The organism is Streptomyces lanatus (genome assembly GCF_014655715.1).
Taxonomy (GTDB): Bacteria; Actinomycetota; Actinomycetes; order Streptomycetales; family Streptomycetaceae; genus Streptomyces; species Streptomyces lanatus.
Genome location: NZ_BNBM01000004.1, coordinates 194,806 through 219,040 on the forward strand (window position 1 = coordinate 194,806; position 24,235 = coordinate 219,040).

The 24,235-nt window shown below is 69.7% G+C and carries 23 protein-coding genes and 2 pseudogenes; 16 read left to right on the forward strand and 9 right to left on the reverse strand.

The window, feature by feature from the left end; genetic code table 11:
• The first annotated feature begins 120 nt into the window (after positions 1 to 120).
• Complete coding sequence (locus IE325_RS12895) at positions 121 to 612, forward strand: DUF2975 domain-containing protein (protein ID WP_190069970.1); 492 nt, start codon at positions 121 to 123, stop codon at positions 610 to 612.
• Positions 612 to 860, forward strand: coding sequence for a helix-turn-helix domain-containing protein (locus IE325_RS12900; protein ID WP_190069971.1), 249 nt, complete (start codon positions 612 to 614; stop codon positions 858 to 860). The genes IE325_RS12895 and IE325_RS12900 overlap by 1 nt, the downstream gene beginning before the upstream one ends.
• A gap of 212 nt (positions 861 to 1,072) precedes the next feature.
• Here the strand turns inward: IE325_RS12900 and IE325_RS12905 are convergent, their stop codons facing one another.
• On the reverse strand, positions 1,073 to 2,677 hold the full coding sequence (locus IE325_RS12905; protein WP_190069972.1) for an AbgT family transporter: 1,605 nt from the start codon (positions 2,675 to 2,677) through the stop codon (positions 1,073 to 1,075).
• Between the two features lie 12 nt (positions 2,678 to 2,689).
• Positions 2,690 to 3,925 (reverse strand): metal-dependent hydrolase family protein, encoded by a 1,236-nt coding sequence (locus IE325_RS12910; RefSeq protein WP_190070331.1) that lies wholly within the window; start codon positions 3,923 to 3,925, stop codon positions 2,690 to 2,692.
• 104 nt (positions 3,926 to 4,029) lie between these two features.
• Between IE325_RS12910 and IE325_RS12915 the strand changes: the two genes are divergently transcribed.
• The 4 genes and pseudogenes from IE325_RS12915 to IE325_RS12935 form a co-directional block, all read left to right on the forward strand.
• Positions 4,030 to 5,358, forward strand: a complete 1,329-nt coding sequence (locus tag IE325_RS12915; RefSeq protein WP_190069973.1) for an Lrp/AsnC family transcriptional regulator — start codon at positions 4,030 to 4,032, stop codon at positions 5,356 to 5,358.
• Positions 5,359 to 5,934: 576 nt separating this feature from the next.
• Complete coding sequence (locus tag IE325_RS12920) at positions 5,935 to 6,564, forward strand: hypothetical protein (RefSeq protein WP_190070332.1); 630 nt, start codon at positions 5,935 to 5,937, stop codon at positions 6,562 to 6,564.
• Positions 6,565 to 6,745: 181 nt separating this feature from the next.
• A complete protein-coding gene (locus tag IE325_RS12925) occupies positions 6,746 to 7,564 on the forward strand; it encodes an endonuclease/exonuclease/phosphatase family protein (protein WP_373315152.1) in 819 nt (272 codons plus the stop codon).
• Positions 7,565 to 7,890: 326 nt separating this feature from the next.
• Positions 7,891 to 8,307 (forward strand): annotated as a pseudogene (locus IE325_RS12935) (aldo/keto reductase); the annotation flags it as partial.
• Positions 8,308 to 8,413: 106 nt separating this feature from the next.
• Here IE325_RS12935 and IE325_RS12940 read toward each other — a convergent pair.
• From IE325_RS12940 to IE325_RS12955, 4 genes are all read right to left on the reverse strand, one after another.
• Entirely contained in the window at positions 8,414 to 9,898 is a 1,485-nt protein-coding gene (locus IE325_RS12940) for an alpha/beta hydrolase (protein WP_190069974.1), read from the reverse strand.
• 176 nt (positions 9,899 to 10,074) lie between these two features.
• Complete coding sequence (locus IE325_RS12945) at positions 10,075 to 10,395, reverse strand: hypothetical protein (protein WP_190069975.1); 321 nt, start codon at positions 10,393 to 10,395, stop codon at positions 10,075 to 10,077.
• 202 nt (positions 10,396 to 10,597) lie between these two features.
• Entirely contained in the window at positions 10,598 to 11,497 is a 900-nt protein-coding gene (locus IE325_RS12950; protein ID WP_190069976.1) for a hypothetical protein, read from the reverse strand.
• Positions 11,498 to 11,507: 10 nt separating this feature from the next.
• Positions 11,508 to 11,906, reverse strand: a complete 399-nt coding sequence (locus IE325_RS12955) for a hypothetical protein (RefSeq protein ID WP_190069977.1) — start codon at positions 11,904 to 11,906, stop codon at positions 11,508 to 11,510.
• 45 nt (positions 11,907 to 11,951) lie between these two features.
• Here IE325_RS12955 and IE325_RS12960 point away from each other — a divergent pair, with 45 nt between their 5' ends.
• The gene (locus IE325_RS12960) at positions 11,952 to 15,767 is read left to right on the forward strand and encodes a CHAT domain-containing tetratricopeptide repeat protein (RefSeq protein WP_229911797.1); all 3,816 of its coding nucleotides are present in this window, start codon (positions 11,952 to 11,954) and stop codon (positions 15,765 to 15,767) included.
• 291 nt (positions 15,768 to 16,058) lie between these two features.
• On the opposite strand, the gene IE325_RS12965 is transcribed toward IE325_RS12960, so the two are convergent.
• Together IE325_RS12965 and IE325_RS12970 are read right to left on the reverse strand one after the other, a co-directional pair.
• The gene (locus IE325_RS12965) at positions 16,059 to 16,745 is read right to left on the reverse strand and encodes a DUF6766 family protein (RefSeq protein WP_190069978.1); all 687 of its coding nucleotides are present in this window, start codon (positions 16,743 to 16,745) and stop codon (positions 16,059 to 16,061) included.
• A gap of 87 nt (positions 16,746 to 16,832) precedes the next feature.
• Positions 16,833 to 17,261: a hypothetical protein gene (locus tag IE325_RS12970; protein WP_229911798.1), complete on the reverse strand. Its 429-nt coding sequence runs from the start codon at positions 17,259 to 17,261 to the stop codon at positions 16,833 to 16,835.
• A gap of 250 nt (positions 17,262 to 17,511) precedes the next feature.
• On the opposite strand from IE325_RS12970, the pseudogene IE325_RS12975 reads away from it, so the two are divergent.
• The 5 genes and pseudogenes from IE325_RS12975 to IE325_RS12995 all read left to right on the forward strand — a co-directional run.
• Positions 17,512 to 17,640, forward strand: a pseudogene (locus IE325_RS12975) (LLM class F420-dependent oxidoreductase); the annotation flags it as partial.
• Between the two features lie 275 nt (positions 17,641 to 17,915).
• Positions 17,916 to 19,745 (forward strand): thiamine pyrophosphate-requiring protein, encoded by a 1,830-nt coding sequence (locus IE325_RS12980; protein WP_190069979.1) that lies wholly within the window; start codon positions 17,916 to 17,918, stop codon positions 19,743 to 19,745.
• Positions 19,746 to 19,788: 43 nt separating this feature from the next.
• The gene (locus tag IE325_RS12985; protein ID WP_190069980.1) at positions 19,789 to 20,217 is read left to right on the forward strand and encodes a VOC family protein; all 429 of its coding nucleotides are present in this window, start codon (positions 19,789 to 19,791) and stop codon (positions 20,215 to 20,217) included.
• Positions 20,218 to 20,346: 129 nt separating this feature from the next.
• Positions 20,347 to 20,796, forward strand: a complete 450-nt coding sequence (locus IE325_RS12990; protein ID WP_190069981.1) for a nuclear transport factor 2 family protein — start codon at positions 20,347 to 20,349, stop codon at positions 20,794 to 20,796.
• A gap of 34 nt (positions 20,797 to 20,830) precedes the next feature.
• On the forward strand, positions 20,831 to 21,217 hold the full coding sequence (locus IE325_RS12995) for a hypothetical protein (RefSeq protein WP_190069982.1): 387 nt from the start codon (positions 20,831 to 20,833) through the stop codon (positions 21,215 to 21,217).
• Positions 21,218 to 21,253: 36 nt separating this feature from the next.
• Here IE325_RS12995 and IE325_RS13000 read toward each other — a convergent pair whose 3' ends face one another.
• Entirely contained in the window at positions 21,254 to 21,583 is a 330-nt protein-coding gene (locus IE325_RS13000; RefSeq protein ID WP_190069983.1) for a DUF6479 family protein, read from the reverse strand.
• 258 nt (positions 21,584 to 21,841) lie between these two features.
• On the opposite strand from IE325_RS13000, the gene IE325_RS13005 reads away from it, so the two are divergent.
• The 4 genes from IE325_RS13005 to IE325_RS13020 all read left to right on the forward strand — a co-directional run bounded on the left by IE325_RS13005 (position 21,842) and on the right by IE325_RS13020 (position 24,169).
• On the forward strand, positions 21,842 to 22,018 hold the full coding sequence (locus IE325_RS13005; RefSeq protein ID WP_190069984.1) for a hypothetical protein: 177 nt from the start codon (positions 21,842 to 21,844) through the stop codon (positions 22,016 to 22,018).
• 57 nt (positions 22,019 to 22,075) lie between these two features.
• Positions 22,076 to 22,240 carry a hypothetical protein gene (locus tag IE325_RS13010; RefSeq protein WP_190069985.1) on the forward strand — a complete coding sequence of 55 codons (165 nt, stop codon included), beginning with the start codon at positions 22,076 to 22,078 and terminating at the stop codon, positions 22,238 to 22,240.
• Positions 22,241 to 22,451: 211 nt separating this feature from the next.
• Positions 22,452 to 23,246: an SAM-dependent methyltransferase gene (locus tag IE325_RS13015; protein ID WP_190069986.1), complete on the forward strand. Its 795-nt coding sequence runs from the start codon at positions 22,452 to 22,454 to the stop codon at positions 23,244 to 23,246.
• Positions 23,247 to 23,314: 68 nt separating this feature from the next.
• Entirely contained in the window at positions 23,315 to 24,169 is an 855-nt protein-coding gene (locus IE325_RS13020) for a GNAT family N-acetyltransferase (protein WP_190070336.1), read from the forward strand.
• Positions 24,170 to 24,235: the final 66 nt, after the last annotated feature.

Genomic DNA, 24,235 nt, shown 5'->3' on the forward strand with positions numbered 1-24,235 from the left:
GAGCACTGGTGAGGCTACCGGGACAAGGGTTGTCGACATAGACCACACACCTCCGCCAGCACTTGCCTCACCTATCGAAATTCGATAGATTCCCATCGTAACTCGATGGAAGGTTAGGTCGTGGGAAAGCTGACAGTCGGCGCACTGCGCGCCGTGCTCGTGGTGGTGGTCGCCGGCACCGTGTTCGTACAGGCTGGGATGGTGTGGGCGTTGGTCAGCGGGAACGACCCGGAGGACGGATCGCTCCCGCTGACCCCGCTGCGCGTGATCACGATCCTGGGCATGGTGTCGGTCCAGGTCGCCCTCGTCTGCGTATGGCGGCTGGTGACGATGGTGCGGCGCGGAACCGTGTTCTCCCACAATGCCTTCCGGTACGTGGACGGCGTGATCGGCGCGATCGTGGCGGCCGCCCTCGTCTGGTTCGCGGTCACGGCCATCAATGCGCCGGGCCAGCGCGAGGATCCGGGCGTCACCGTCATCATGGGCGGGGTCGGCGTGGCCATCCTGGGGGTCGCGCTCATCGTGCTCGTGCTGCGGATGCTGCTCGCCCAGGCCGTCGCGCGCGATGTCGAAGCGGCGCAGATGCAGGCCGAGTTGGACGAGGTGATCTGATGCCGATCGCCGTCGACATCGACGTGATGCTGGCCAAACGGAAAATGTCCGTGGGCGAGCTCGCGGACCGTGTAGGGATCACGCCCGCCAACCTGGCGGTACTCAAGAACGGCCGCGCCAAGGCGGTGCGCTTCGCGACCCTCGCCGCGCTCTGCGAGGTGCTCGATTGCCAGCCGGGCGACCTGCTGCGCTGGGAGGCCGCGGAGACCGAGGAGGCCGAAGAGGCCATGGAGGCTGCGGGCGGATGACACGCTCAGGGCCGGTGTGAGGCCGGAGCGGCCTCCCTGCCGGCGGGACGCCGACGGGACGGCGACGGTGGATGAGTGGATCACCGATGTCCCGCCGTCCCGCCGTCCGCCCTGTCGCGCTCAAGACCCTGCACGGGGCGAGCGACCAGGGCCACGGGCCGCAGGATTCACCTGCCCACCGACCCGGCCGACCCGATCGTGCTGCCCGACGATCACGGCAGTCCGATCCCGGCCCCCGGCCCGAGCGGCAGGTCGAAGGCGTAGAAGATGCCGAGCACGGCCAGCCATGCCCCGATGAAGGGCAGGACGTAGATCGCGAGCCGGGACATGAGGGTGCCCAGCTGCGCGCCCGGTTCGTAGCGGCGCATCAGGGCCAGGGAGAGGAAGAGGTAGGGGTTGAGCGGCGAGATCATCTGGGTCGCCGAGTCCGCGATCCGGAAGGCCGCCAGGGTCAGCGCCGGGGACATGCCGATGAGCATGAAGGTCGGCACGAAGACCGGGGCCATCAGCGACCACAACGCCGACCCGGAGCTGATCAGCATGTTCAGCACGCTGACCACCAGCACGAAGAGCACCAGGGCGGTGAAGCCGGTCAGCCCCGCGGACTTCAGCAGCTCCGCGCCCTCCACCGCGAGCAAGGTGCCCAGGTTGGACCAGGTGAAGACCGCGATGAACTGCGCGATGACGAGGATGAGCACGATGTAGCCGGACATCGAGGTGACCGACTCGCCCATCATCTTCGGGATGTAGTTGGGGTGCGTGACGGTGCGGGCCTTCACCCCGAACACCGTGCCCGCGATCACGAACGCGCCGAACAGGATCGGCACGATGCCGCTGAGCGCGGGCGACGGCACGAGCGCGCCGCCCTCGCCGCGCAGCGGGCTGCCGGGAAGCAGCCAGGCGACCAGCACGATCACGGCGTACGCACATACCGCGGACGTGGCCCAGAGCAGTCCGCGCTTCTGCTCCGCGCTGATGCCGGCGGGCTCGTCGGACGACGGCTCAGCGGTCTTCTCGCCGGCCGACCCGTCCGACGACTCGGCCGTGCCCAGGGCGGGCAGCCTCGGCTCCAGCACCCGGGCCGTCAGGAAACCGCCGATGAGGGCGAGCACCACGCTGGCCGAGGCGGTGAAGAAGTAGTTGACGAGGAGGTGCGTGGGCGCGTCCTGTCCGGCCGGCAGCACGGCCGCGACCTTCTCGGTGATGCCCGCGTACAGCGCGTCGAGGGCGCCGACCGTGAAGCCCGCCGAGTAGCCGGCGCACACGCAGGCGAAGGCACCGATGAGGCCGGCGACCGGGTGACGGCCGGCCGCCTTGAACACCAGCGCGGCCAGCGGCGGGATCACCAGGAGCGCGATGTCGCTCATCACATGGCCCTGGCAGGCCACGAACGCCACCACATACGGCAGCAGCCACTTCGGCGCCCTGGCGACGGTCGCCCGGACCGCCGTTTCCAGCAGGCCGGTCCGCTCGGCGACTCCGACCGCCATCATCATCAGTAGGACGGTGCCCAGGGGCGGGAACCCGGTGAAGTTGGTGAGCGCGTTCTCCAGGAACCAGCTGATGCCGTCGCCGGTGAGCAGCCCGTGGATCGGGAGGCGTTCGTTCGTGCCCGGCACCGTCACCCCGGCGTTCACCCATGCCAGCGCGGTGGAGACGACGGCGAGGAGGGCGAAGAGGGCGGTGAAGAGGTAGAAGGGATGCGGCAGCCTGTTGCCCAGGCGTTCCAGGCCGCCCATGACGCGGTCGAGTCGACCGCCGCCGTAGCCGCCGCCGGCGTCCTGTGACGGGGATGGCGATGCGAGGGTGTCCTGCATGGCGGTCGCCTCTCAGTCGATGAGTTCGGCTCGTGCGGTGAGGGTGTTCTTGCGTATGACGCCCTGCTGGATCACACAGCGGATGTGCGTGGGGTCGGCGAGCAGGGAGATGTCGGCCAGCGGATCGCCGTCGCACACGACGAGGTCCGCGGCCTTGCCGGCCTCCAGCGTGCCCACCCGGTCGTCGAGTCCGAGGAGTTCGGCGGCGACCCGGGTGCCGGTGGCGATGGCGTCCCTCGGGGACATCCCCAGGGAGACGAGGTGCAGCAGTTCGCGGAGGTTCTGACCGTGGGGGCTGATCGCGGCATCGGTGCCCATCGCGATCCGCAGCCCGTCGGCGATCGCTGCGGAGATGTTCTCCTTGGTGATGCCGGACCAGCGCGTCTTCTTCTCGTAGTGGTACGGCGCCATGGTCGCCTTGTCGATGCCGTCGAAGACGGTGGACAGGGTGGGGACGACGAACACGCCCTGCTCCCCCGCCAGTTCACGGGCCTCGGCGTCCAGGCCGTAACCGTGCTCGATGCTGGTGACGCCGCCCCGGATGGCGTTGAGGATGCCGGCGGTGCCCTGGGCGTGCGCGGCCACCGGGCGTCCGCCGTGCCGGCGCACCTCGTCCACGACCGCGCGGATCTCCTCCACCGTCAGCCCCTCGTCCTCGGGCTGGTCGTGCGGGCTGCCCATGCCGCCGGTCGCGCAGAGTTTGATGACGTCGGCTCCCTCACGCAGCAGCCGCCGTACCGCCTTGCGCACCTCGTACGGATCGTCCGCGATCTCGCCGACGCCGCCGCTGGGGTCGAACCCCGAGGGGGTCGTGAAGTCGGCGTGACCACCGGTGTGGCCGATGATGCGGACCGCGGTGTGCAGCCGGGGCCCCTCGATCAGACCCTCGGCGACCGCGACCCGGAATCCGGCGGGCAGGCCGCCGAGGTCGCGAGCGGTGGTGATGCCGGCGTCGAGGGTGCGGCGCAGCCGGCGGGCGGTGCGGAAGGTCTCCACCGTGTCGTCTCTGGCGAAGCGCTCGGACAGCGCCCGGCCGCTCTCGGCGCCGAGGTGCACATGGCAGTCGATGAAACCGGGCAGTACGGTGCGGCCCGCCACGTCCAGCACGTGCGTGTCCGGCGCCGTTGCCGGGGCGTCCTCGGCGCGGCCGACATGGACGAGGTCGCCGTTGTCGTCCGTGACGACCACGCCGTCGGCCACGGGCGCGCGTCCGGTGCCGTCGACGATCCGCGCGTTGATGATTTTCAAGGCCACTGCCACCGCTCCTCGTACTGGTCGGATGTCGCGGTAGCCTCAGGTCCGTCGGCAGCACGGACGCCGAATTGCAGGATTCGTTCACCGGAGCATCCGAAATGCAGGATCAGGAACTCAGCGAGCTGGATCTGACGATCGTCAACGCCCTGCAGATCCAACCCCGAGCCCCTTGGTCCCTGCTGGGGCAGGTGCTCGGCGTGGACCCGGTCACCGTCGCCCGCCGCTGGCAGCGGCTCACGGACAGCGGGGCCGCCTGGGTGAGCGGCCATATGGCGCCGACGACGGACGACCGGGTGATGGCCCAGGTCGAGATCGTCACCGCGGCCGCGCAGGCCACCCGCGTCGCCGAGGTCCTCGCCCGCGACATCTCCACCCTGAGCGTGAAGCAGACCTCCGGCGCCCGGGACATCCTGGCCATCGTGTGGGCCTACGGCCTCGATGAACTCGCCGACTACATCGGTGAGCGCATCGCCCGCTGCCCCGGGGTCCGCTCGACTCGTTCACATGTCATCACTGACGCCCCGTTCGAGGGAAGCCGATGGCGGCTGCGCGCGCTCTCGGCGGAGCAGCGGGCCCTGATGCGCCCGCCGGAGAGGCCGTCCGTGCCCGCCGAGCCGCTGCGCCCGCTGGACCGGCGCATCGTGGTGGCCCTGGGCGAGGACGGGCGGATGCCGGTCAGTGAACTCGCCGAACGCGCCGGTACGAGCGTGGCCACGGCTCGTCGCAGGCTGGGTCACCTGCTCGCCGCCGGCCAGTTGGTCCTGCGCTGCAGCCTCGCCCGCCCGCTCACCGGCTGGCCGGTCACCGCCGTGTACTTCGCCTCCGTACCGGCGGGGCAACTGGACGCGGCGGCGGCCGCGTTGCGCACCCTGCCCTCGGACGTCGCGAACGATCCGCGGTACCCCGACGGCATCACCCGCGTGATGCAGGAGTCGCAGCGCTTCTACCGCCAGGAACTCGGAGTCACGTTCCGGCTCAACAACCCGGCGGTGGAGGTGGTTTCGGGCAACCACGGGCGAGCCTGGTACGAGAACACGCCGAACGGCGGGGAAGAGTACTGGTGGGTGGTCTTCAACATGCAGCAGGAGCTGATGGCCAGGTTCGGCCTCGGCTCCCCGGACCCGCGCTGGCTGTGCGTCGGCGAGATCAGCGCCGAGAAGGCGGGCGTCTCCGGGGGCGGTGGCGGCAGCGGCTGGGTGATCCTCAGCGGCCACGACGCCGACGGCGCCGCCGGGACCAACGGCGCGATGAACCGGTGGTACGGCGGCATGGTGCACGAACTGGGCCACGCCTTCGGTCTGCCCGACTCCACGCACACCGACGGCACGCCGATGTCCGCCTCGTTCTACGACTATCCGAACTGCCACTTCAACCAGCAGCAGAAGACCGGGATGCTGAACGGCCCTTACGGCCGCTTTCTGTCCTGAGCCGCTGGCTGTCGCCCGACCGTCCTGTCGACTCCTAACGACGATGTCACTGATGTCGGTCACGCAAGCTTGGTCACCGCGCACGACGAAGCAGCCGAGTGGACAGACCGCACCCGTACGGACGCACCGAGGAAGCATCACTGCTTCACACGCATACGGCCCGGCGTCCGCAGATGAGCGCAGGCATGGGACGAGCGGACCGTCGGCCTGCGGATTCACGGACTTCGTTCCGAGGCCGACCTCACCTGGACGGCCGGACGGGAGCTTCGCAGAAGCGAACGTATGGGTCGGTCTCGCTGTGCAGAAGGGCTCGCTCCCGGTGAAGACCTTCGACCCGCCTTCTGCCTAGAGGCCCACCGGCCACCACGCAGGGTCACGACGAGTTCCGCCACTCAAGTGCGCCCGCGTGCGGTGGACCGGCCCGAGCCGTGTTCGTGTTTGTGCTACGGCCGGGTGAGGGCCGGATACTTCCGCCGCCAGGGACGCCGTTCCGAACGGCTCACAGCGAACTCGCAGGCTTTGGCCTCGGCGCGGACGATGGATGCGACCGACAAGGCAAGGCGAAAAGGATGCGAGATGCCCCGAAGGCACACCGGCCAGACCACCATGTCCCGTCACCGTGCCCTCGTGGCCACGCTGAGCTTGGCCCTGGGAACCGGCGTCCTCGTCAGCTGCGGTGACAGCGATCAGGACACGGCTCCGTCGCCCCGGCCCACGTCCAGCAGTCCCGATGCGGCATCCTTCTCCGGAGCGCCGCCGTCCGCGCTGGCTTCCCAGGCGGCCTCGGCGATCGCCTCCGCTCACGCTTCCGCCTCAGCAGCGGCCTCCTCCGCGTCGGCCCGCGCCTCGGAGTTCGAAGCCTCCGTGGAAGCGGAAGCCGCCCGCGCCGGCGCCGCCGCCGAGAAGGAGCTGAAGAACGTCAAGGGACGCGGCAACGCCGTATCCGACGTCGGCATGAAGGGCCTGCCCAGGGCCGAGACCAGCGGTCTGCTCGCCGTCCTCGTCACGATCACCAACAAAACCGACCGCACGGCCTCCTACGCCGTGCAAATCGACTTCGAAGACACCAACGGCAAAGTCGTCGAGACGAGATTTGTGGGGGCGGAGGACCTTGAGCCGGGCAAGCAGGAGCAACCCATCGCCTTCAGCCGACTGCCGCAAGACGCAGAACTGACACCACGGCTCGCCAAGGCGCAGCGATACTGAGCATCTACCCCTTTCGGCATGTTCAGGTCGGCGGAGATAGCGCCAGGGACCTTCCGGCCGAGGCGACCGCCCTGGACCACATCCGCCAGACGGGGGATCACGCCTCCGTCATGCTCCGCCAGCGAGGTATTCCCGTAGCTCAGTGCGCACCTCATCCTGGACCCCAAAGGGAGGAGATCGAGTGCCGGACGACGTGGGAGTGAGGACCGGGGCGGCGGCCACGGCGCTGAGCGTCATGACGTACAACCTGAAGGTCGCCCACGGCTTCGGCGGCAATCGCTGGGCCGTGCGGCGCCCGGTGATGCGGGAACTGCTGCGCCGCGAGCGCCCCCACGTCATCGGTACCCAGGAAGGCCTGTACCGACAACTGCGGACGATCAAGAAGGACATCGGCCCGCACTACGACTGGATCGGCACCGGTCGAATGGGCGGCAGGAAGAACGAGTTCGCGGCGGTCTTCTACGACACCGGACGTCTGGAGCCGATCGAGTCCGACCACTACTGGCTCTCCGACACACCGTCCGTGATCGCCTCCAACACCTGGGGCGCGGACCTGCCGCGTGTGGTGACGTGGGTGCGGTTCGGTGATCTCGCCCGCGAGGGCCGGGAGTTCTACGTCCTCAACACCCACCTGGACCACCGGAGCCAGTACGCGCGTGAGCGTTCGGTGGAGCTGATCGGCGAGACGCTCGCCGCCTTCGACAGCTCCTTGCCGGTTGTGGTGACCGGTGACTTCAACGTCGCAGCGCACCACAACCGGGTCTACGACGCGATGTTGGCCCTCGGGCTCGTGGACACCTGGGACACGGCGGGTGCGCGCGGTCCGCTGTACGCGACCTTCAACGGCTTCCGGCCGCCGGAGCCCGACGGGGAGCGCATCGACTGGATCCTCACCACTCCCCGGGTGACCACGCTCTCGGCAGCCATCAACACATTCACGATGAATGGCCGGACGCCGAGCGACCATCTGCCGGTGCAGGCCTCACTGGACCTCTCTTGAGTGACGCGTACTCCCCCACCCCTGAACTGAACCTGCTGGACCGGCTGATCCCCTTCGCCTACGCGACGCACTCCGGCTCCTTCTACGCCCTGTGGCGCTGCGACGACCGCACCGATCTCGCCACCCTGCCCGTCATCTTCTTCGGCGACGAAGGCGATCTCTACGTCGAAGCCGCCAACCTGCGCGAACTCCTCCGAACCCGCGCCCTGGAGCAGAACTTCGCCCTCACACCCCTCGACAACCCGGACGCCCCCGACGACCTCCTCGACCACGTCCGCGGCACACTCGGCGTCGACGCACCCACGCTTACCGGCTCCCTCGACACCATGAACTTCAGTCCGTAGACGGACGAGGCCGACAGCCACGCGATCATGGACGCGGCGCTGGACGCCGGCATCAACTACTTCGACACCGCGAACGTGTACGGCTGGGGCGAGAACAAGCGCCGTACCGAAAGCATCATCGGCAACTGGTTCGCGAAGGGCGGCGAGCGGCGCGACAAGGTCGTCCTCGCCACCAAGGTGTACGGCTGCATGGGCGCGGACGACACGGCGTGGCCCAACCACGAGAGGCTGTCCGCGGTGAACATCCGCCGGGCGGCGGACGCGTCGCTCAAGCGGCTCCAGACCGACCACATCGACATCTACCAGTTCCACCACATCGACCGGAACACCCCGTTCGAGGAGATCTGGCAGGACATCGACTTACTGGTCCAGCAGGTGAAGATCCCCTACGTCGGGTCCTGCCAAGTCGATCAACTGCCGCTTCTCGTCGGTGAGATGCCGCCCGCGCGTCACGACCGCCTTCCCACCGGATCCGCCTTCCAGACGGATCCGGTTCGGCAACCCGTCAGGACGGCACGGCGGGACAACTGGTGCCCCGTGGTGGGATCAGCAGGTCCGTGAGGTAACTGTCCACGGCGTCCTCCATACACGGTCCGCTGGTGACGCTGCCATGCCCCTGGCCCTCGTAGGTGAGCAGCACGCCGCTGCGGCCGAGCTGCCGGGCCACCGAGACCGCCCACGGGTAGCCGGTGGCGGGATCGTGCAGCGCGTTGGACACCAGGATGGGCGGGGCACCGTGTACATCCAGGCGGTGCTGCGGGTTGTTGGTCGGTGCGCCCAGACACGCCGCGACCATGTGGATCGGCAGCAACTGAGGCAGGTCAGGCGCGGTCCTGTTCATCATGGCGACGAGCGAGGCGTACTCCTGGTGGTCGCGCACCGGCAGGCGCCAGTCCGAGCAGAAGACCGGAGTGGCCGGCGGCAGCGGCGCAATCGTGGTCGGCGACGCGGGCAGCGGCTTGCTCGCGTCCATCCCTGCGATCTTCGTGGCCAGGCCTGCGTAGTCGGCCTCATAGAATTTCCGGAACGCGATCTTGTTGACCAGATCCGAAGACGACAGCGAGGTCCCCGGCTTCGCCGGATCCTCCAACTCGCCCCGCCCTGCCCGGGCCAACAGCCCCTGCCAGACGGCGCGGACGTCTCGCCCGTGCAGCGCGCAGTCCGTGGCGCCGTCGCACCACTTCACGAACTCCTGGAACGAATCCTCTGCCGTGGCAGCCTCGGACCGCAGGAATTCACGGGTGGTCGCGACGCTGTGGTCCATGACGCTCTCCAGCACCATCGCACGCACGCGGCGCGGGTAGGTCTCGGCGTACTGCGCGCCGAGCAGCGTGCCGTACGAGCTGCCGTGGAAGGTCAGTTTCCGCTCGCCGAGGGCGGTTCGGAGGGCGTCCAGGTCCCGGACCGTCTGGGCGGTGTCGAGGTGGTCGAACACGGGGCCGGTGCGGGCCCGGCAGTCGGCACGGAGCCGCCTGTTGTACGCCATGGTGGCGTCGAAGTCCGCCTGGCTCTTCAGCTCCGGTGACGGCCGCTGGGCAAGCAGGTCGCTGGAGCAGGTCACCGGGTTGCTGCCGCCCACGCCGCGTGGGTCGAAGCTGACGATGTCGAATCTGCGTCGGACCTCGGGGCTGAATCGGCTGATTCGGCCCACCACCATCTCCACGCCCGAGTCGCCCGGCCCGCCAGGGCCGAAGACCATCGAACCGACGCGTGCGCCGGAGTCGGTGGCCTTGCGGCGGGCCACGGCCAGGTCGAGCGTCGGCCCGTCCGGGTGGGCCCAGTCGACCGGCACGGACAGAGCGGCGCACTCCGCTCCTGGCCTTGCCGGGTCGTCACACGGCGCCCACCGCAGGGCGCCGTCCGCCGACGGCGACCCGTGGACCGCGGGAGCGGCGGCGACGCCGGTGATGGCGGCCATGGCGGCCCCCACGGCCATGGCCGTGCCCCGTGCGGCGATGCGCCGCAGTGCGGATCTACCCCGTAACGGCATGGATCCTCCTTGTGAGGAGAGCGGTTGCGTCAGACGTGCCGACCCGGCCGGGGCACCGTTGTCACGTTAGGCGCACGGTCACCCATGTGGCGCCCCTGTCAGGGGCTTTTCCGGGTTGGTTCGGGGTCCGCTCAGGGGCGATCGGGGGCGCTCCCCCGACCATCTCCAGATAGGCGCTACTCCGGGTAGACGATGTAGGCGTAGCAGGTGCTGCAACCCTTGATGTAGGCCCAACGGAACTTCTTGTTGGGGCTGTTGAGGAGGACGGCGTCCTTGTCGTCGTGCCAGGAGCCCAGCGAGTCACCCATCGCCCGGACCCAGACGTGGCCCGCGCAGGACCCGGTCGTGTCCTTGGTACCCAGGATCTGGGTCCGACTGACGATGAGCTCGTAGCTGGAGAGACACGGGCGCATGTACTCGAAGCGGCCGGGGTCGTCCCTGAGGATCCTGTCGTTCGGGTCCTGGTTCCGCGCGGAGGCGGGGGTGATCGCAAGCATGAAAGCTGCGGTCAGTGTGCCTAGGACGGTAACGATTCGCTTGCCCTTCAACCTGTCCTCCGTGTCGGTCAGCGGGAGCTTCGAACGCGCGGATTCGACCGCGTGGGAAGACTAGGAAGCGTTCTGTTCGTAGGGCACCTATAAGCTTCCAGGGTGCAGCGGGCGGCGGGCCGTGTCCCGACGGATCCAACCGCAGGGTCGCCTACTCGGCCTTCCTGAACAGTTCCGACATCCGGTCCCCCACCTCGTGGCCCGGCACCGCCGAGTCCGCCCCGGTCAGGCCGACGCGTTCGGCCAGCTCGCGGACGTGGACGTCGACCGCGGCCTCGATGAGTCCGGCGAGGGCGTCCATGGCGTCGCGGGCGCGGGAGCGGGCGACGGTGGCGCAGCCGATGGCGACCAGGGTGGCCGGCCACCACCAGCAGGCGAGGAGCGCGTAGGCCACGGCCCAGGCGGCGAGGCGGGCGGCCGCGGTGAAGGAGTCGTGGGAGGACTGGATCTGACGCACGGCAGGTTCGGGGAGGATCAGCCACAGTCGTGGCCAGAGCGCGGCGAGGTCCACACCGTAGGCGGCGTCGACGCGGTCGGCGGTCGCCTGCACTCGGTCGCCGTACCAGGTGGGGCGGGTCGGTCTGCGCATCGCGACGCGGGCGCGGGCCTCGGCGAGGTCCTCGATCCGCGCCCGGGTGCCCGCCGGGTCCGAGCCGCCGTACGAAGCGGTGACGGCCTCCTCGAAGCGCGCGTCCAGGTACTGCCATCTGCGGGCGCGGCGGGCGGTCAGGGCGCGGGACAGCGGGTCGCGGCCGAAGCGGAGCCAGTACCGTTCGATCGCGCCGCCGAGGAACTGCGCGGCGAGTGAGGTCGCGGTGGCGGCGAGCAGGACGAGGGCGAGCAGCAGCGCGCCGGTGCCGGGGCGGTCGAGGGCGGGGCGGGCCGCAAGGGTGTCCAGTGTGGTGCGCAGCCGGTCGACGTCGTGCCAGTCGCGGTGGCCGAGGGTGGTGCCGACGGCTGTGACGGCCAGGAAGAGGCCGCCGGGCAGGATCAGCAGATTCAGCCAGCGTTCGGCGAGTTTGCCGCCCAGGGTGGCGAGGAGGGGGTTCATTCGGGCGGGGTCACTGGGCGGGGCCCAGGCGGCCCTTGCGCATCCGGGTGCCGTTGACGGCGCAGGGCGGGGCGGGGAGCAGGTCGCGGGCCCGCTCGACGCGGGTGCAGTGGAGCGGTCCGGGGCATTCGGCGACCTTGATGTGGTGCACGATGCCGGGAACCCGCTCGGTGCGGGACTGAGTGACCACCAGCCCTCGCGCGTCCACTTCTTGGCGCACCAGGGTGTCCAGAGCGCTGTAGTGGGCGGCGAGTTCGTCGGCGCCGGCACCGGACCGCAGCAGGTCCCGGGCCCGCTCGGCCATCTCACGGACGCGGGAGTGCCGCATGGCCCCGGAGGAGCCGAGCAGGGTGCACAACGCCGCCACGGCGTGATGGTCGTCGTGCGGGAGGTTGGGAGACGCGGTCATGGTCCAAGTCTGCCGGAGAACGAGCGGAGTTGAACATGAGTTGACATGCTGTCGACTGTGGCGGCCGGGGGGAGCGACGGCGTGAGGTACGAGCGGGACTGGTTTCTTCAGGCGGTTCGCGAGCGCCTCGACCGGGCGGGAACCGCGAACGGGGGCGTGGCCGCGGACGTGGTGTTCGGCCCGGCCGCGGATGCCGAATTCCGGGGACTGCTGCGAACCTGCGACACGAGGACCGACATGGAGGCCCGGCATGCGGCCGGCTGGCTCTGCGTCGCCCGTGCGATGGCCGATCCCGGGGACCGTGGCGTGATCCACGGGTGCATGGCCGGGACCCTGCTCTACCCGGTGTGGGTCGCCGAACCGGGGCTGGTGCCACCGGTGTTGGCGGAGGGCTACGCGTCCAACGATCCCGCGATCCACCCCGACCCGGCGAACGCGGACGGGCCCCACGAATGGGCGGCCCAGGTCGCCGCGTTCGAGATCGTGCTGGAGGGGCGGCAGCACAACCCGCCGCCGAACGCCTCCGAGGTCGACCGTCGGCTCCACGAGATGGCTGTGCTGCTGGCCGCCGTTGCGCCCTCACGACAGGTTCGGCTGTCCACCGCGATCGGGCTCGCGAGTCTCGCCCTCCTCGCGACTCCGGAGTACGACCCGTGGTTTCCGGGTCGCCTCAGAGGAGTGCGCGACATCGTGAGCCGCGCGGGGGCGACCTGGCCGTTCGGGGATCTGGCGGACGCGGATCCGGTGCGGTTCATCCGTGAGGCCCTCGCGCGCATCCCGGCCGACTCCCCCGAACGACTCCTCGTCCTCGACGGTCTGGGCCGCCGGTTCCTCGACCGTTACCTGGCCTCGTACGATGCCGAGGATCTGCACGAGGCGGTGGGCATCGCGCGGGACGTACGGGCCCAACTGCCGCCCGGCGACCCTCATCTGCCGCACTACTTCGGCGCGTTGGGGGAAGCGCTGATGCTGTTGCGGCAGGTGGAGGGTGCGACGCCCGAGGAGTGCGACGAGGTGGTGGACCTGTCGCGCCGGGCCGTCGCCGGCCATCTGAAGGGGCCTGCGGTGGCGGGCCACAACCTGGGCATGGCCCTCGTCCTCAGGGCGCACCACACCGGCCGCATGGCCGATCTGGACGAGGCGATCGCCGTGTTCACCGAGGCACTGCGGGCGGCGACGAACAAGGGAGAGACCGCCGCTCTGCGCAACGCACTGGGCAACGCCCGGCGTGCCCGTTCCGTCGCGACCGGCTCCCAGGCCGATCTGGACGCGGCGCTCGACCTCTCCGACCGCTCCGACGCGTCCGCGGAGGCCGATGACGGCCCGCGACTGCCGCTCATCGCCCCGGCGATGGCCCTGTACAACCGCTACCTGCGCGATCCTCGGGCGAACAGTGCGGATCTGGACGAGGCGCTGCGTCGGCTACGGCACGCCGTGACCCTCATGCCACCGGGCCACCCGGACCGTCCCGCGGCGCTCGACGACCTCGGCCTGCTGCTGGTGGCCTGCCATCAACGCTCGGGAGACCCCGAGGAGTTGAACGAGGCCGTGCTGGCCCATCGGGAGTCGGTGGCACTCACCCGGGAGGGGCACGGGTCGCTCGGACTGCGGCTGCTCAACCTCGGTGCCGCGTTGAGTCTGCGGCACCAGCTGACCGAGGACGGCGACGACCTCCAAGAGGCCCAGCAGTGCAGACGTCGCGCCGCCCAGCTGCCCGGCCTGGGTCCCGCGCACGAGGCGGCGCTGGCGAGCTCGACGGGGCTCAGTCTCATGGCCGGCATCGAGCGTGCCCCCGACCCTGTCGCCCGACTCGACGAGGCGGTACGGCTCCTGAGAGAGGCCCTCGCCCTCACCCCTGTGGGCGACCCGAAGCTGCCCCGGCGCCGCCACAACCTCGCCGTCGCCCTGCTGCTGCGCATCTCACAGACGATGCGGATCGACGAGGCCCGCGAGGCCCGCGAACTGGCCGACGCGGTCATCGCGACCCTGCCCCCGAACTCCCCGGACCTGCCCGGCGCCCTCACGGTGGCCGCGAACGCACGGCTCCTGAGCCCCCGCATCCTGCTGTCGTCGACCGCCCGGGACGAAGTGGTCGTGCTCTACCGGCGGGCCGTCGAGGCCACCGGGTCCGGCCACCCCATGCGCACGCAGCGACTGACGAATCTCGGCAACGTCCTGAGTGGCTCGGTGTCCCTCCGCCGTCGCCGTCGCCGTAGAGCCGATCTGGTGGAAGCGGCCGAGCGGTTCCAGGAAGCCGCCCTGGAGCAGCAGTGTTCGCCCGCCCTGCGTCTGGACGCGGCTCGGGCCTGGGGTGAGGTCCGGGCGGAGCTGGGGGACTGGGGCGGCGCCCTGGACGGATATGTCGTGGCGGTCGACCTGCTGCCCTCCGTGGCGCCCCGCCATCTCCTGCGCGATGACCAGGAGTTCCTGCTGAGCCGCACCGTCGGGCTGGGCGCCGCCGCCGCAGCCTGCGCGGTGCGCTGCGGCCGGCCCGGGCTCGCGGTCGGGCTGCTCGAACAGGCGAGGGGCGTGCTCCTCTCCCATGCCTTCGACGCCGACAGCGATCTGACCCGGCTACGGGAGAGTGCCCCCGGCCTCGCCGACCGCTTCGAGGAATTACGGGAGGCCCTCGACACGGCGACCCACAGCCAGGGGCTCCTGGCGGAGGAACCGTCCGGCCCGGTCGACGCCCGCGCCGACGTACGGCAGCGGCTGGCCGCCGAGTGGCATGACCTCACCGCCCGGATCCGCGCCGAGCACCCCGGACTGGGCCTGCTGCGGCCGGTGCGGGACTGGGACGAGGGCGAACTGCGCGCCACGGCCGACGCGGGCCCGGTGGTCCTGGTCAACGTCTCTCCGTACGGCAGCGACGCCCTGATCGTCACCGAGCACGCCATCGACGCCGTACCGCTCCCGGACCTCGACCCGGAGACGACGGCGACACGTCGGCGGACCTTCGAGGACGCGCTGATGCGCATCGAGGCACCGGAAACCTCGCGCTCGCAGTCGCAGCGCGCGCAGAAGGACGTACGGGAGACCCTCGGCTGGCTGTGGCGGGCGGTGACCGGCCCGGTTCTCGACCGGGTCCCCGGGGCGGCCCGGTTGTGGTGGTCGCCCGGCGGCCTCCTGGGCACGCTGCCGCTGCACGCGGCGGCTCCCGCGGACGGCGCTCCCGGCGCCCTGGACCGGGTCGTCTCCTCGTACACGCCGACCCTGCGGGCCCTGCACCACGCCCGTCGGCGCGTCGCCCGCCCGGCAGGTGGCGGCACCCTGGTCGTCAGCGTCGCCGCGGCGGCCGGACAGGCCCCGCTCCCGGGCGCCCGCCACGAGGCCGACGAGCTGGTCCGGCTGCTCCCCCGGGCGACGCTGCTGGCGGACGCCGACGCCTCCCACTCGGCGGTCGTGTCGGCCCTGCACCGCCACGCCTACGCCCACTTCGCCTGTCACGCCCGGGGCGACCTGGAACGCGCCTCCGGCAGCCGCCTCGTCCTGCACGACCACACCGAACGCCCGCTGACCGTACGTGAGTTGGCCCGGCTGCGACTGCCGTCGGTACGGCTCGCCTACCTGTCCTCCTGCGACACCCTGCGCACCAGCCCCGAGCTCGCCGACGAGGCCGTCCACATCGTCAGCGCCTTCCAGATGGCGGGCTTCCCCCATGTCGTCGGCTCCCTGTGGCACATCGACGACACGATCGGGGCCGAGGTCGCGCTGCGCGTCTACGAAGCCCTCAACCGGGGCGACGGCACGCTCGACGTCGCCCGCACGGCGGAGGCTCTGCACAGCGCCGTACGCACCCTGCGCGACAAGTATCCCCGGACCCCGAGCCTGTGGGCCTGCCAGGTGCACGCGGGCCCATGACGGCCAGTCAGCTCACGACACGCGGGACCTACCCCAACGGCGTGTGCACGGTCATCTACCACCACCCGGACGGAAACGAGCTGGGATTCGGCGGCGCCCCACTCTGACCGCGCCGCGCAGCCGGCGAGCCGTTCCGACGACCGCACCTTCGCCGTGATCGGCCCGCCCAAGCGAAGGCCCGGTCGAGCGGCCGTCTCCCGGCGACGCCATCCCGACCTGCTCGAAGCCGTCGTGAGGCTGCACCGGCCCCAACGCGTGGAGCTGACGTCCGCGTTCCCTGGGTCCCTTGGGTCATCCGCCCTCGACTCCCGTGGACGTATGTGACGCGCCCACGGGCTTGGATTCGGGGGATCCGCGTTGGCGCAGGTAGACCGAGAGGATGGCCATCGAGGCGACGGCCAGGAGTTCGGACTGCCAGTTCTGCAGGGTGCGGTTCCAGAAGTCCGCCGAGCCCAGGTACTGCGCCCAGGAGACCGGGGCCTGGAGCCCGCGCAGGTGCTCCTCGTTGTAGGCGGCCGCGCCGGTGATGGACTGGGCCAGCCACGACCACAGGAAGATCGCGCCCATGACGGTGCCCAGGGAACGCGAGTACACCGTCTGCCGCCACCCCGTGCGGGCCGCCCATCGGGGTGAGGAGGGCTCGGCGTGCTCACCGACCTTCTGCGCCCGGTCGCTTTCCACACCGGCTTTGTCGAGCTTCTTGGACTCGGGCGAACCACGCTGGAGCAGCCAGACGGTACCGAAGACGTAGAGGAAGAACTGCAGGTACTCCGACTGCCAGTTCTCGGTGACGTCCACGGCGAAGTCGGAGGTCGTCAGGTACGGGAGAAAACCGATCGGCTGCAAGTCGTCGGCGACGAGCTGGTTGTTGAAGTCGGCGTGGCCGGACACGGCCTGCCCGGCGAGGGTGAGCAGAAAACCGGTGCCGAAGGCGAGGGTGAGGCCGTTGTCCTTCAGGAACCGCGTCGGTCGGCTCATCGCTGCATCAATCCGACGGCGGTGAAGTAGCCGAGTCCGGCGCCGACCGTGAGCAGCAGCAGCGTGAACAGGGTGCGCATGTTCCGGTCACCCGCCTTTGATCCGGCACTGGTACGGCTTGTGCGGGCGCGGTACGCACCCCGCCGCGGTGATCTTCCAGCCGGACGAGAAGGCCGAGAGGAACAGGGTGTCGTCGGCGAGGACCACCCGCGCCTGCCGCCCGTAGACCTGGACGGTTCGCACCGCTCCCGCCGGGGGCAGCTGCTCCTGCACGAAGGCTTCGGCGCAGGACGTCTTCGCGGACTGTTGCAGATCCTGCCTGGTCCCGGGGGCCAGCGCCGCGCAGGCGCGTGCGCCGTCGGCGCGCCGGACGCTCTCCTCGAACCGCACGGCTGCCCGCGAAGCGGCCGCCTCCCGTTCGCCGAGCGTGCCGCAGGCGCTCAGGCAAACGACGCAGGCCACCGCCGCCAGACCGGAGCTTCTCCAGCACGACAACGAGACCTCCACGTCCGACATCAGGGTTGTCCGGCCATGCTGACGGGCCGCCGGTGTCCTGGAGAGCAGCCGCGCCGTGGCACCCACGGACGCAGAACGATCGGCCTACGGCTCACCGCGCCGATTCCTCCCGTGCACCCCCCGTCACCGCCGCCCAGGGCACCGTTCACCTCCTCTCGTTAGGCCCATGGGCCACCGGGTACTCGGCACCGGATCCCCGCTGCCGGACCACATGCTCCGGATGGAGAGACGATGCCCGAGTTCGGATGCGCGTGTGGAGGCCCTGGCCGCGTTCGTCGACGCGGGATTCGACGCCGTGTACGTCAACCAGATCGGCAAGGACCAGCAGGGCTTCTTCGACTTCTACCGTACGAAGGTCCTGCCGGCCCTGCGCGACTGATGGCACGGGAAGCACTGGACGGGCGGCGAGGGCCGTGGGACGAACGGCAGGCGCGACAGGGCTCCCTCTCATCGTGATCGACATGATCAACACTTCGGCCTGTGGCGGTCCCATCACGGAGAGCTGGTCGATTCGGCGCTGGCCTGTCCGCACGCAGACCTTGGCGGCGACCGCCGCGACGGCCGCCGGCCGAGCGGTCATGCGCTCGCCGCGCCGCCTCTGCCCCCTCTTCACAGGCACAAAGGCACACAGGCACTAGCGGAAAGGTCCTCGAAATGTCGCAGAAGGTTTCCGACCATCTCCTTGAGCGCCTGCGCGAATGGGGGGTGGAGCATGTCTTCGCCTACCCCGGCGACGGCATCAACGGTCTGCTCGCAGCCTGGGGCCGTGCCGATGACGATCCCCGCTTCATCCAGTCCCGGCATGAGGAGATGTCGGCATTCGAAGCCGTCGGCTACGCCAAGTTCTCCGGCCGCGTCGGGGTGTGCGCCGCCACGTCCGGGCCCGGCGCCATCCATCTGCTCAACGGGCTGTACGACGCCAAGCTCGACCACGTCCCCGTCGTCGCGATCGTCGGACAGACCAACCGCAGCGCCATGGGCGGCTCCTATCAGCAGGAGGTCGACCTGCTGAGCCTGTACAAGGACGTCGCCTCTGACTTCTGCGAGATGGTCACCGTCCCCGAGCAGTTGCCCAATGTCCTGGACCGGGCGATCCGCACCGCCCTGGCCCGCCGCTCCGTCACCGCGGTGATCATCCCCGCCGACGTACAGGAACTCGACTACGCGCCACCCGGCCACGCCTTCAAGATGGTGCCTTCCAGCCTGGGCGCGCCGCAGTCCGCTCCGGTGCCGGCCGACGAGGACCTCGCCCGTGCCGCCGAGGTGCTCAACGCGGGCGAGAAGGTCGCGCTCCTCGTCGGGCAGGGCGCCCGCGGGGCCCGTCAGGAGGTCATGGCGGTCGCCGACCGGCTCGGCGCCGGAGTGGCAAAGGCGCTGCTGGGCAAGGACGCCCTCGACGACGACCTGCCGTATGTCACCGGCTCCATCGGACTGCTGGGCACCCGGCCCTCGTACGAGCTGATGATGCGCTGCGACACCCTCCTCGTCGTCGGCTCCTCCTTCCCCTACACCCAGTTCCTGCCCGAGTTCGAGCAGGCACGGGCCGTGCAGATCGACATCGACCCGCACATGGTCGGGCTGCGCTACCCGTTCGAGGTCAATCTCGTCGGCGACGCCCGTGAGACGCTGACCCGGCTGCTGCCGCTGCTCGGCCCGGCCCGGCACCACAGCTGGCGCAAGCAGATCGAGAAGAACACCGCCCGCTGGTGGGAGATCATGCAGCGGCGCGCCGCCGTCGACGCCGATCCGGTCAACCCCGAGTACGTGATCCACGCGCTGGACGGCCTGCTGCCGGAGAATGTGATCCTGTCCGCCGACTCCGGCTCGGCCGCCAACTGGTACGCCCGCCATCTGCGTTTGCGCGGCGCCATGCGCGGTTCGCTGTCCGGCACGCTCGCCACGATGGGGCCCGGGGTGCCGTACGCGATCGGTGCCAAGTTCGCGCACGGCGACCGGCCGGCCATCGCACTCGTCGGCGACGGAGCGATGCAGATGAACGGCATGGCCGAGCTGATCACCATCGCGAAATACCACCGGGAGTGGGAGGACCCCATGCTGATCGTGGCGGTGCTGAACAACCAGGACCTCAACCAGGTCACCTGGGAGATGCGGGCCATGGAAGGCGCCCCGCAGTTCCTGCCCTCCCAGTCGATCCCCGATGTCGCCTACGCCGATTTCGCCCGCATGGTGGGTCTCAAGGGCATACGGGTCGAGAAGCCGGGTGAGGTCGTGGATGCCTGGGAGGCGGCACTGGCCGCCGACCGGCCCTGCGTCCTGGACTTCGTGACCGACCCCGCCGTACCGCCGATCCCGCCGCACGCGTCACTCGACCAGATCGAGGCGGCGGTGTCCTCGGTCCTCAAGGGCGACAGCGACCGGACGGCCATGGTCCGCCAGGGCTTCAAGGCCAAGGTCCAGGAACTGCTGCCCGGTCACCGCCACCGCGCGGACCGGCCCGGCGCGAAGGAGCGGCATCCTGACTGACCTGAGAAAATGAGCCACATGGTCCCCTTGGTAGGGTGCGCCGATGTCAGCGATCAAGAAGTTCCAGGTCACCTTCGACTGCGCAGAACCCGAGCGCCTGGCTCGCTTCTGGTGCGAGGTGTTGGGGTACGTCGTACCGCCCCCGCCGGACGACTTCGCCACGTGGGACGAGTTCAAGCTCTCGCAGCCGCCCGAGGAGCGGGACTCATGGTTCGCCTGCGTCGATCCCTCAGGTGTCGGCCCGAGACTTTACTTCCAGCGCGTTCCCGAAGGAAAAGCCGTCAAGAACCGCGTACATCTTGATGTACGGGTCGGCACCGGCCTCGTGGGCAAGGAGCGCCTCGCCGCACTCGAGGCCGAATGCGCGCGACTGGTCCCGCTGGGCGCAGTGCATGTCCAAACACTGTATGACGGCACTGATTCGTGCATCCCGATGCTGGACATCGAGGGGAATGAATTCTGCATCGACTGACCTTGTCCAGCGGTTCCTGGAGGAGGATCTCGAAGTCGTCCAGGACGTGTTGTGGAAATGCCGCCCGCGCCGCACAACGATGTCTGATTGCCGCCAGCCATATCCATCTGTGGTGGTCATGCTGGCGGCATGACGATGTCATCCACTACGAACTCAGTGACAGTCCTCTCCGGCATGTATGCGGCTGAGGCCGAGTACTTGGCCGCGGGAGGCCCCGGCGAGGCTTCGTTCGACCTGCTCGCCCCCTTCTTTGCGCCGGATGTCGAGCTGCATCAAGCAGATGCTCTGCCCTATGGAGGTACTTGGCGTGGGCACAACGGCATGACGCAGTTCTTCCGGATGATGGGAGAAGTGTGGGAGTCGTTCGACATGGTGGAGCAGGAGTTCCTCGCCACCGGCGAGACCGCGGTCGTGCTCACACAGGTTCGTGCTCGCGCTCGCGCGACCGGCCGTGAACTCACCTTCCCGATTCTGCAAGCGATCACGGTCAAGGACGGGCGAATCACCGAGGTCCGTCCGTTCTACTGGGACACGCGGGCTATCGCCGACGCCTGCACCGTGCCGACACCGACAGACTGAGAAGGCTGCGATCTTCGAATGCGTCGCGCGAACGATGCATGACGAATCGAAGGAGGCTCGCGACCACGGTGCCGGGTTCGATCTGTATCTGATTCTGCTCTTCGTGGTCTCCGAGGCGTTGGGGCTGCTGACCCTGGGGCTGGTCCAGCCCTGGGGTGAGACGGTGCCCCGCTGGATACCGCGTCTCGGCGGGCGCTCGGTCCCCCCACTCGCAGCGGTGGTCCCGGCCACACTGGGCGCGCTCGTCTCCATGGCGACGGTGTACTACTTCTTCCTCGCCATCGTCTTCGGAGGGTTTCCGCCCGGCCACTCGACCACGGAAAAGGCCCTCTTGACGGCCAGTTACCTTCCGCTGCTCGCCTGGGGACCGCTGCTGGGAGCGGTGACGTACGCCTACTACCGTCGCCGCATGAGCGCATAGCAACCGGGCAACTCAGCGTCCGCCGCTTCCGAACGATCAGCTTCCGCCCTCGGCCCAACGGCGCCGTCGCTGCGAAGCGCTGCGTCGGGAGGGCATGTTGCCGTGGCCGGGCATCTCGTGCGGGGTCAGCCGCTCTTCGCTTCTCGGTACCTCGTCCGGTTCCCGGTGCTCTCTGGCCTCATGGACCGGGCCGTCGGCAGGCAGCCGGGGTTGCTCCTCCGGTCGTGGCGGGGACGGCTCCCGACTCTTGATACGGGCGCCCAGTACGAAGGCCCCGAGGAGTATCCCCACGACCACCAGGCCGGCGACGATCAGCCCAATGCCGAGCGCGCCTTCCGCCGCGATGTCGGTCCAAGCGATGTTCATGGCCCCGCGAGTACCCCTGGTTTCAGACGGCAACCCGTCCGCCGCGAGGTGGGAGACGCGCCGTCGCCGGGTACGCGAGCCGCGGCGGCGGTGAAACGCACTGCCCACGCCGGTGGTTCGCTCGGTGGCGGCACAGCGCGGCCGGCAGGGCACCGGCGTGGACGTTTTCCGGCCAGGCCCGTGGGAACCCGGCGCGTACGTCAACGTGAGCCGTTCCGGGCTCCTTCCACAGCCAGATCAGAGAGAAGTTGAAGCGCCGTGACCGCGGGCAGCCTCAAGAAGCAAGTCCTGCATGTACCCGAGACCGGCTGGACCAAGTCCCGTCAGCGCCGCGGCAAGGTGATCCGCACCTGCATCGCCGCCGTGGAGAACACGGGCTCACAGCGCCCGGCCGGCGCGAGCGCGGAGTGGAACATCGTCCGGGGCGAGGACTGACGTACTGAATCCTTCTCGGAAAGCCGCGGTGCCGCCGGTCAGTATCAGCGTCTCGGCGTGGATGTCCTTGCGGAGGAGGTATTCGTTCTCCTCTTTCGGGTCGTCCGGAGTGATGTGGTCGGCGTCGAGGTCGGGGAGGTCCCGCTCGGGCACACTGGCGGTGCGGAGTTCTCGGGCGGCATTCGCGGTGTTGAGATGTTCCCGGATCCGCTTCCAGCGTGAAGGGCGGCGACCGTGCCGCGAGCAGCCACAGGGTGCCGATGCGTCTGCCGTCCGTACGGTCCACATACAGTGTCGTACGAGTTATGCGCCTTGTAGAGCGCCCCGTTCTTCAACGGTCTGGCGGGCCGGATGGGGAAGATCCAGTGCGCCCGGGCGCCGGGCGCCGTATGCGGCTAGATTGTGCGACATCCGGCCAACTCGGGGAGATCTCATGTCAGTTCATCGTCCGATCATCAACAGCAGCGTGCCGCACTCCGCCCGTATCTGGAACTACTGGCTGGGCGGCAAGGACTGCTATGAGATCGACCGGCAGGTCGGTGACCAGATAGCCCAGGCCAATCCGGCCATCCTCGACATCGCGCGTGAGCAGCGGGCGTTCCTCGTCCGTGCCGTGGAGTACCTGGTCACCGAGGTCGGCATCCGACAGTTCCTGGACGTGGGCACGGGCCTGCCGACCGCGAACAACACCCACGAGGTCGCCCAGCGGCTCGCCCCCGAGGCTCGCATCGTCTACACCGACCACGACCCGATCGTGCTGGCCCATGCCGAGGCCCTGCTCACCAGCACTCCCGAAGGCGCCACCGACTACACCGACGCCGACCTGCACAACCCCGAGGCCATCCTGGAACACGCGGCCAAGACACTGGACTTCACCCAGCCGATCGCCCTGGTGCTGCTGGGCATCACCGCCCATGTCACCGACGACTCGGTCTACGGGATCGTCGGCCGCCTGGTGGAGGCCCTGCCCTCCGGCAGCCACCTCGTGCTCTGCGACGACACCGAGGTCCTCAATCCCGAGCAGATGCGCCTGATGATCGAGCAGTGGAACGAGGCCAGCGACAACCCCCGTATCAACCGCAGCCCGGAACAACTCGCCCGTTTCTTCGACGGTCTGGAACTCCTGGAGCCCGGTCTGGTGTCGGTCTCCCGGTGGCGTCCCGCGACGACCGGTTCCGAAGCGCCTGCCGAGGTCGACGACTTCGGCGGCGTAGCGCGCAAGCCGTAGCTCCGTTACGTGTGTCCCCGATCCGGGCGGCTATTTTCGGATGCGGCATGTCCACGCCTCATGGTGGGATGCGCCGCATGACCGACTCCCTGGCTGTCCGTATCGAGCAGTACTACGCCACCGTGCCGCTGTTGTTCGCCGACGCCGAAGAGTTCGGTCCATTGCGGCTGTTCGTACGGAAGGACTCGGGAACTCCTTACTACGGCGGCCCGAGCCACGCTCAACCCGTCGCGGAGCGCTCCGGGAGCATCACCGCGGCTGACATCGCCCGGGTGCGGGCACGGCAGCGTGAACTCGGTGTGCCGGAAGCCTTCGAGTGGCTCGCCGAGGCGGCTCCGGAGCTGCGTGGCCGGATCGAAGCCGCCGGCCTCCCGGTGGAAGAGCGCCCACTGATGGCTCTCGACCCGCGCCACCCTGTGCCTACGCCGCCCCTGCCATACGGGGTCACGCTGCATGTGCTGACGGACCACGACCCGGTCCTGCCCGAAGCAGTCGCCCTCCCGCGTCTGGCTTTCGCCGAGCCGGGGACCGCGGAGGGACTCGCGGGGCACGCGGAACTGTCGGCGGTGGCTGAGGAGTTGGCTGCGGACGGCACGGTGGCGGCGGTTCGGCCCACCATCCGCGCCGGGCACAAGGTGCTGGTCGCCGCCCTTGCGCCGGACGGCACTCCCCTTGCCGTCGGCCACTACCACCCGGCCGACGGCACCACAGAGATCGGCGGCGTCGGCACCCTCCCGCTGGCTCGCCGCCAGGGTCTGGCCGCGGCGGTCACGGCGGCGTTGGTCGTTCATGCCCGCGAACACGGGGTGCGGACCGTGTTCCTCGCTTATGCGGAGGACACCGTCGCCCGGATATACGCCCGGTTGGGCTTCCGGCCTGCCGACACCACCCTCCTGATCGCCAATCAGCCCGCACGGTCGTAGGCGAGCGACACATCCACCACTCGTCACGCTGGACGCGGCCCGTCAACTGCACGATGTGGCATAGGA

What these genes read in the sequence shown, in the direction of transcription:
- IE325_RS12945 (WP_190069975.1), bottom strand. Translation starts at nt 10,395, where the DNA reads ATGCTTGCGATCACCCCCGCCTCCGCGCGGAACCAGGACCCGAACGAC.
- IE325_RS12985 (WP_190069980.1), top strand. Translation starts at nt 19,789, where the DNA reads ATGTCAGCGATCAAGAAGTTCCAGGTCACCTTCGACTGCGCAGAACCC.
- IE325_RS12950 (WP_190069976.1), bottom strand. Translation starts at nt 11,497, where the DNA reads ATGAACCCCCTCCTCGCCACCCTGGGCGGCAAACTCGCCGAACGCTGG.
- IE325_RS12960 (WP_229911797.1), top strand. Translation starts at nt 11,952, where the DNA reads ATGCTGTCGACTGTGGCGGCCGGGGGGAGCGACGGCGTGAGGTACGAG.
- IE325_RS13020 (WP_190070336.1), top strand. Translation starts at nt 23,315, where the DNA reads ATGCGCCGCATGACCGACTCCCTGGCTGTCCGTATCGAGCAGTACTAC.
- IE325_RS12915 (WP_190069973.1), top strand. Translation starts at nt 4,030, where the DNA reads ATGCAGGATCAGGAACTCAGCGAGCTGGATCTGACGATCGTCAACGCC.
- IE325_RS13015 (WP_190069986.1), top strand. Translation starts at nt 22,452, where the DNA reads ATGTCAGTTCATCGTCCGATCATCAACAGCAGCGTGCCGCACTCCGCC.
- IE325_RS12920 (WP_190070332.1), top strand. Translation starts at nt 5,935, where the DNA reads ATGCCCCGAAGGCACACCGGCCAGACCACCATGTCCCGTCACCGTGCC.
- IE325_RS13000 (WP_190069983.1), bottom strand. Translation starts at nt 21,583, where the DNA reads ATGAACATCGCTTGGACCGACATCGCGGCGGAAGGCGCGCTCGGCATT.
- IE325_RS12995 (WP_190069982.1), top strand. Translation starts at nt 20,831, where the DNA reads ATGCATGACGAATCGAAGGAGGCTCGCGACCACGGTGCCGGGTTCGAT.
- IE325_RS12900 (WP_190069971.1), top strand. Translation starts at nt 612, where the DNA reads ATGCCGATCGCCGTCGACATCGACGTGATGCTGGCCAAACGGAAAATG.
- IE325_RS12970 (WP_229911798.1), bottom strand. Translation starts at nt 17,261, where the DNA reads ATGTCGGACGTGGAGGTCTCGTTGTCGTGCTGGAGAAGCTCCGGTCTG.
- IE325_RS12965 (WP_190069978.1), bottom strand. Translation starts at nt 16,745, where the DNA reads ATGAGCCGACCGACGCGGTTCCTGAAGGACAACGGCCTCACCCTCGCC.
- IE325_RS12990 (WP_190069981.1), top strand. Translation starts at nt 20,347, where the DNA reads ATGACGATGTCATCCACTACGAACTCAGTGACAGTCCTCTCCGGCATG.
- IE325_RS12955 (WP_190069977.1), bottom strand. Translation starts at nt 11,906, where the DNA reads ATGACCGCGTCTCCCAACCTCCCGCACGACGACCATCACGCCGTGGCG.
- IE325_RS12940 (WP_190069974.1), bottom strand. Translation starts at nt 9,898, where the DNA reads ATGCCGTTACGGGGTAGATCCGCACTGCGGCGCATCGCCGCACGGGGC.
- IE325_RS12905 (WP_190069972.1), bottom strand. Translation starts at nt 2,677, where the DNA reads ATGCAGGACACCCTCGCATCGCCATCCCCGTCACAGGACGCCGGCGGC.
- IE325_RS12980 (WP_190069979.1), top strand. Translation starts at nt 17,916, where the DNA reads ATGTCGCAGAAGGTTTCCGACCATCTCCTTGAGCGCCTGCGCGAATGG.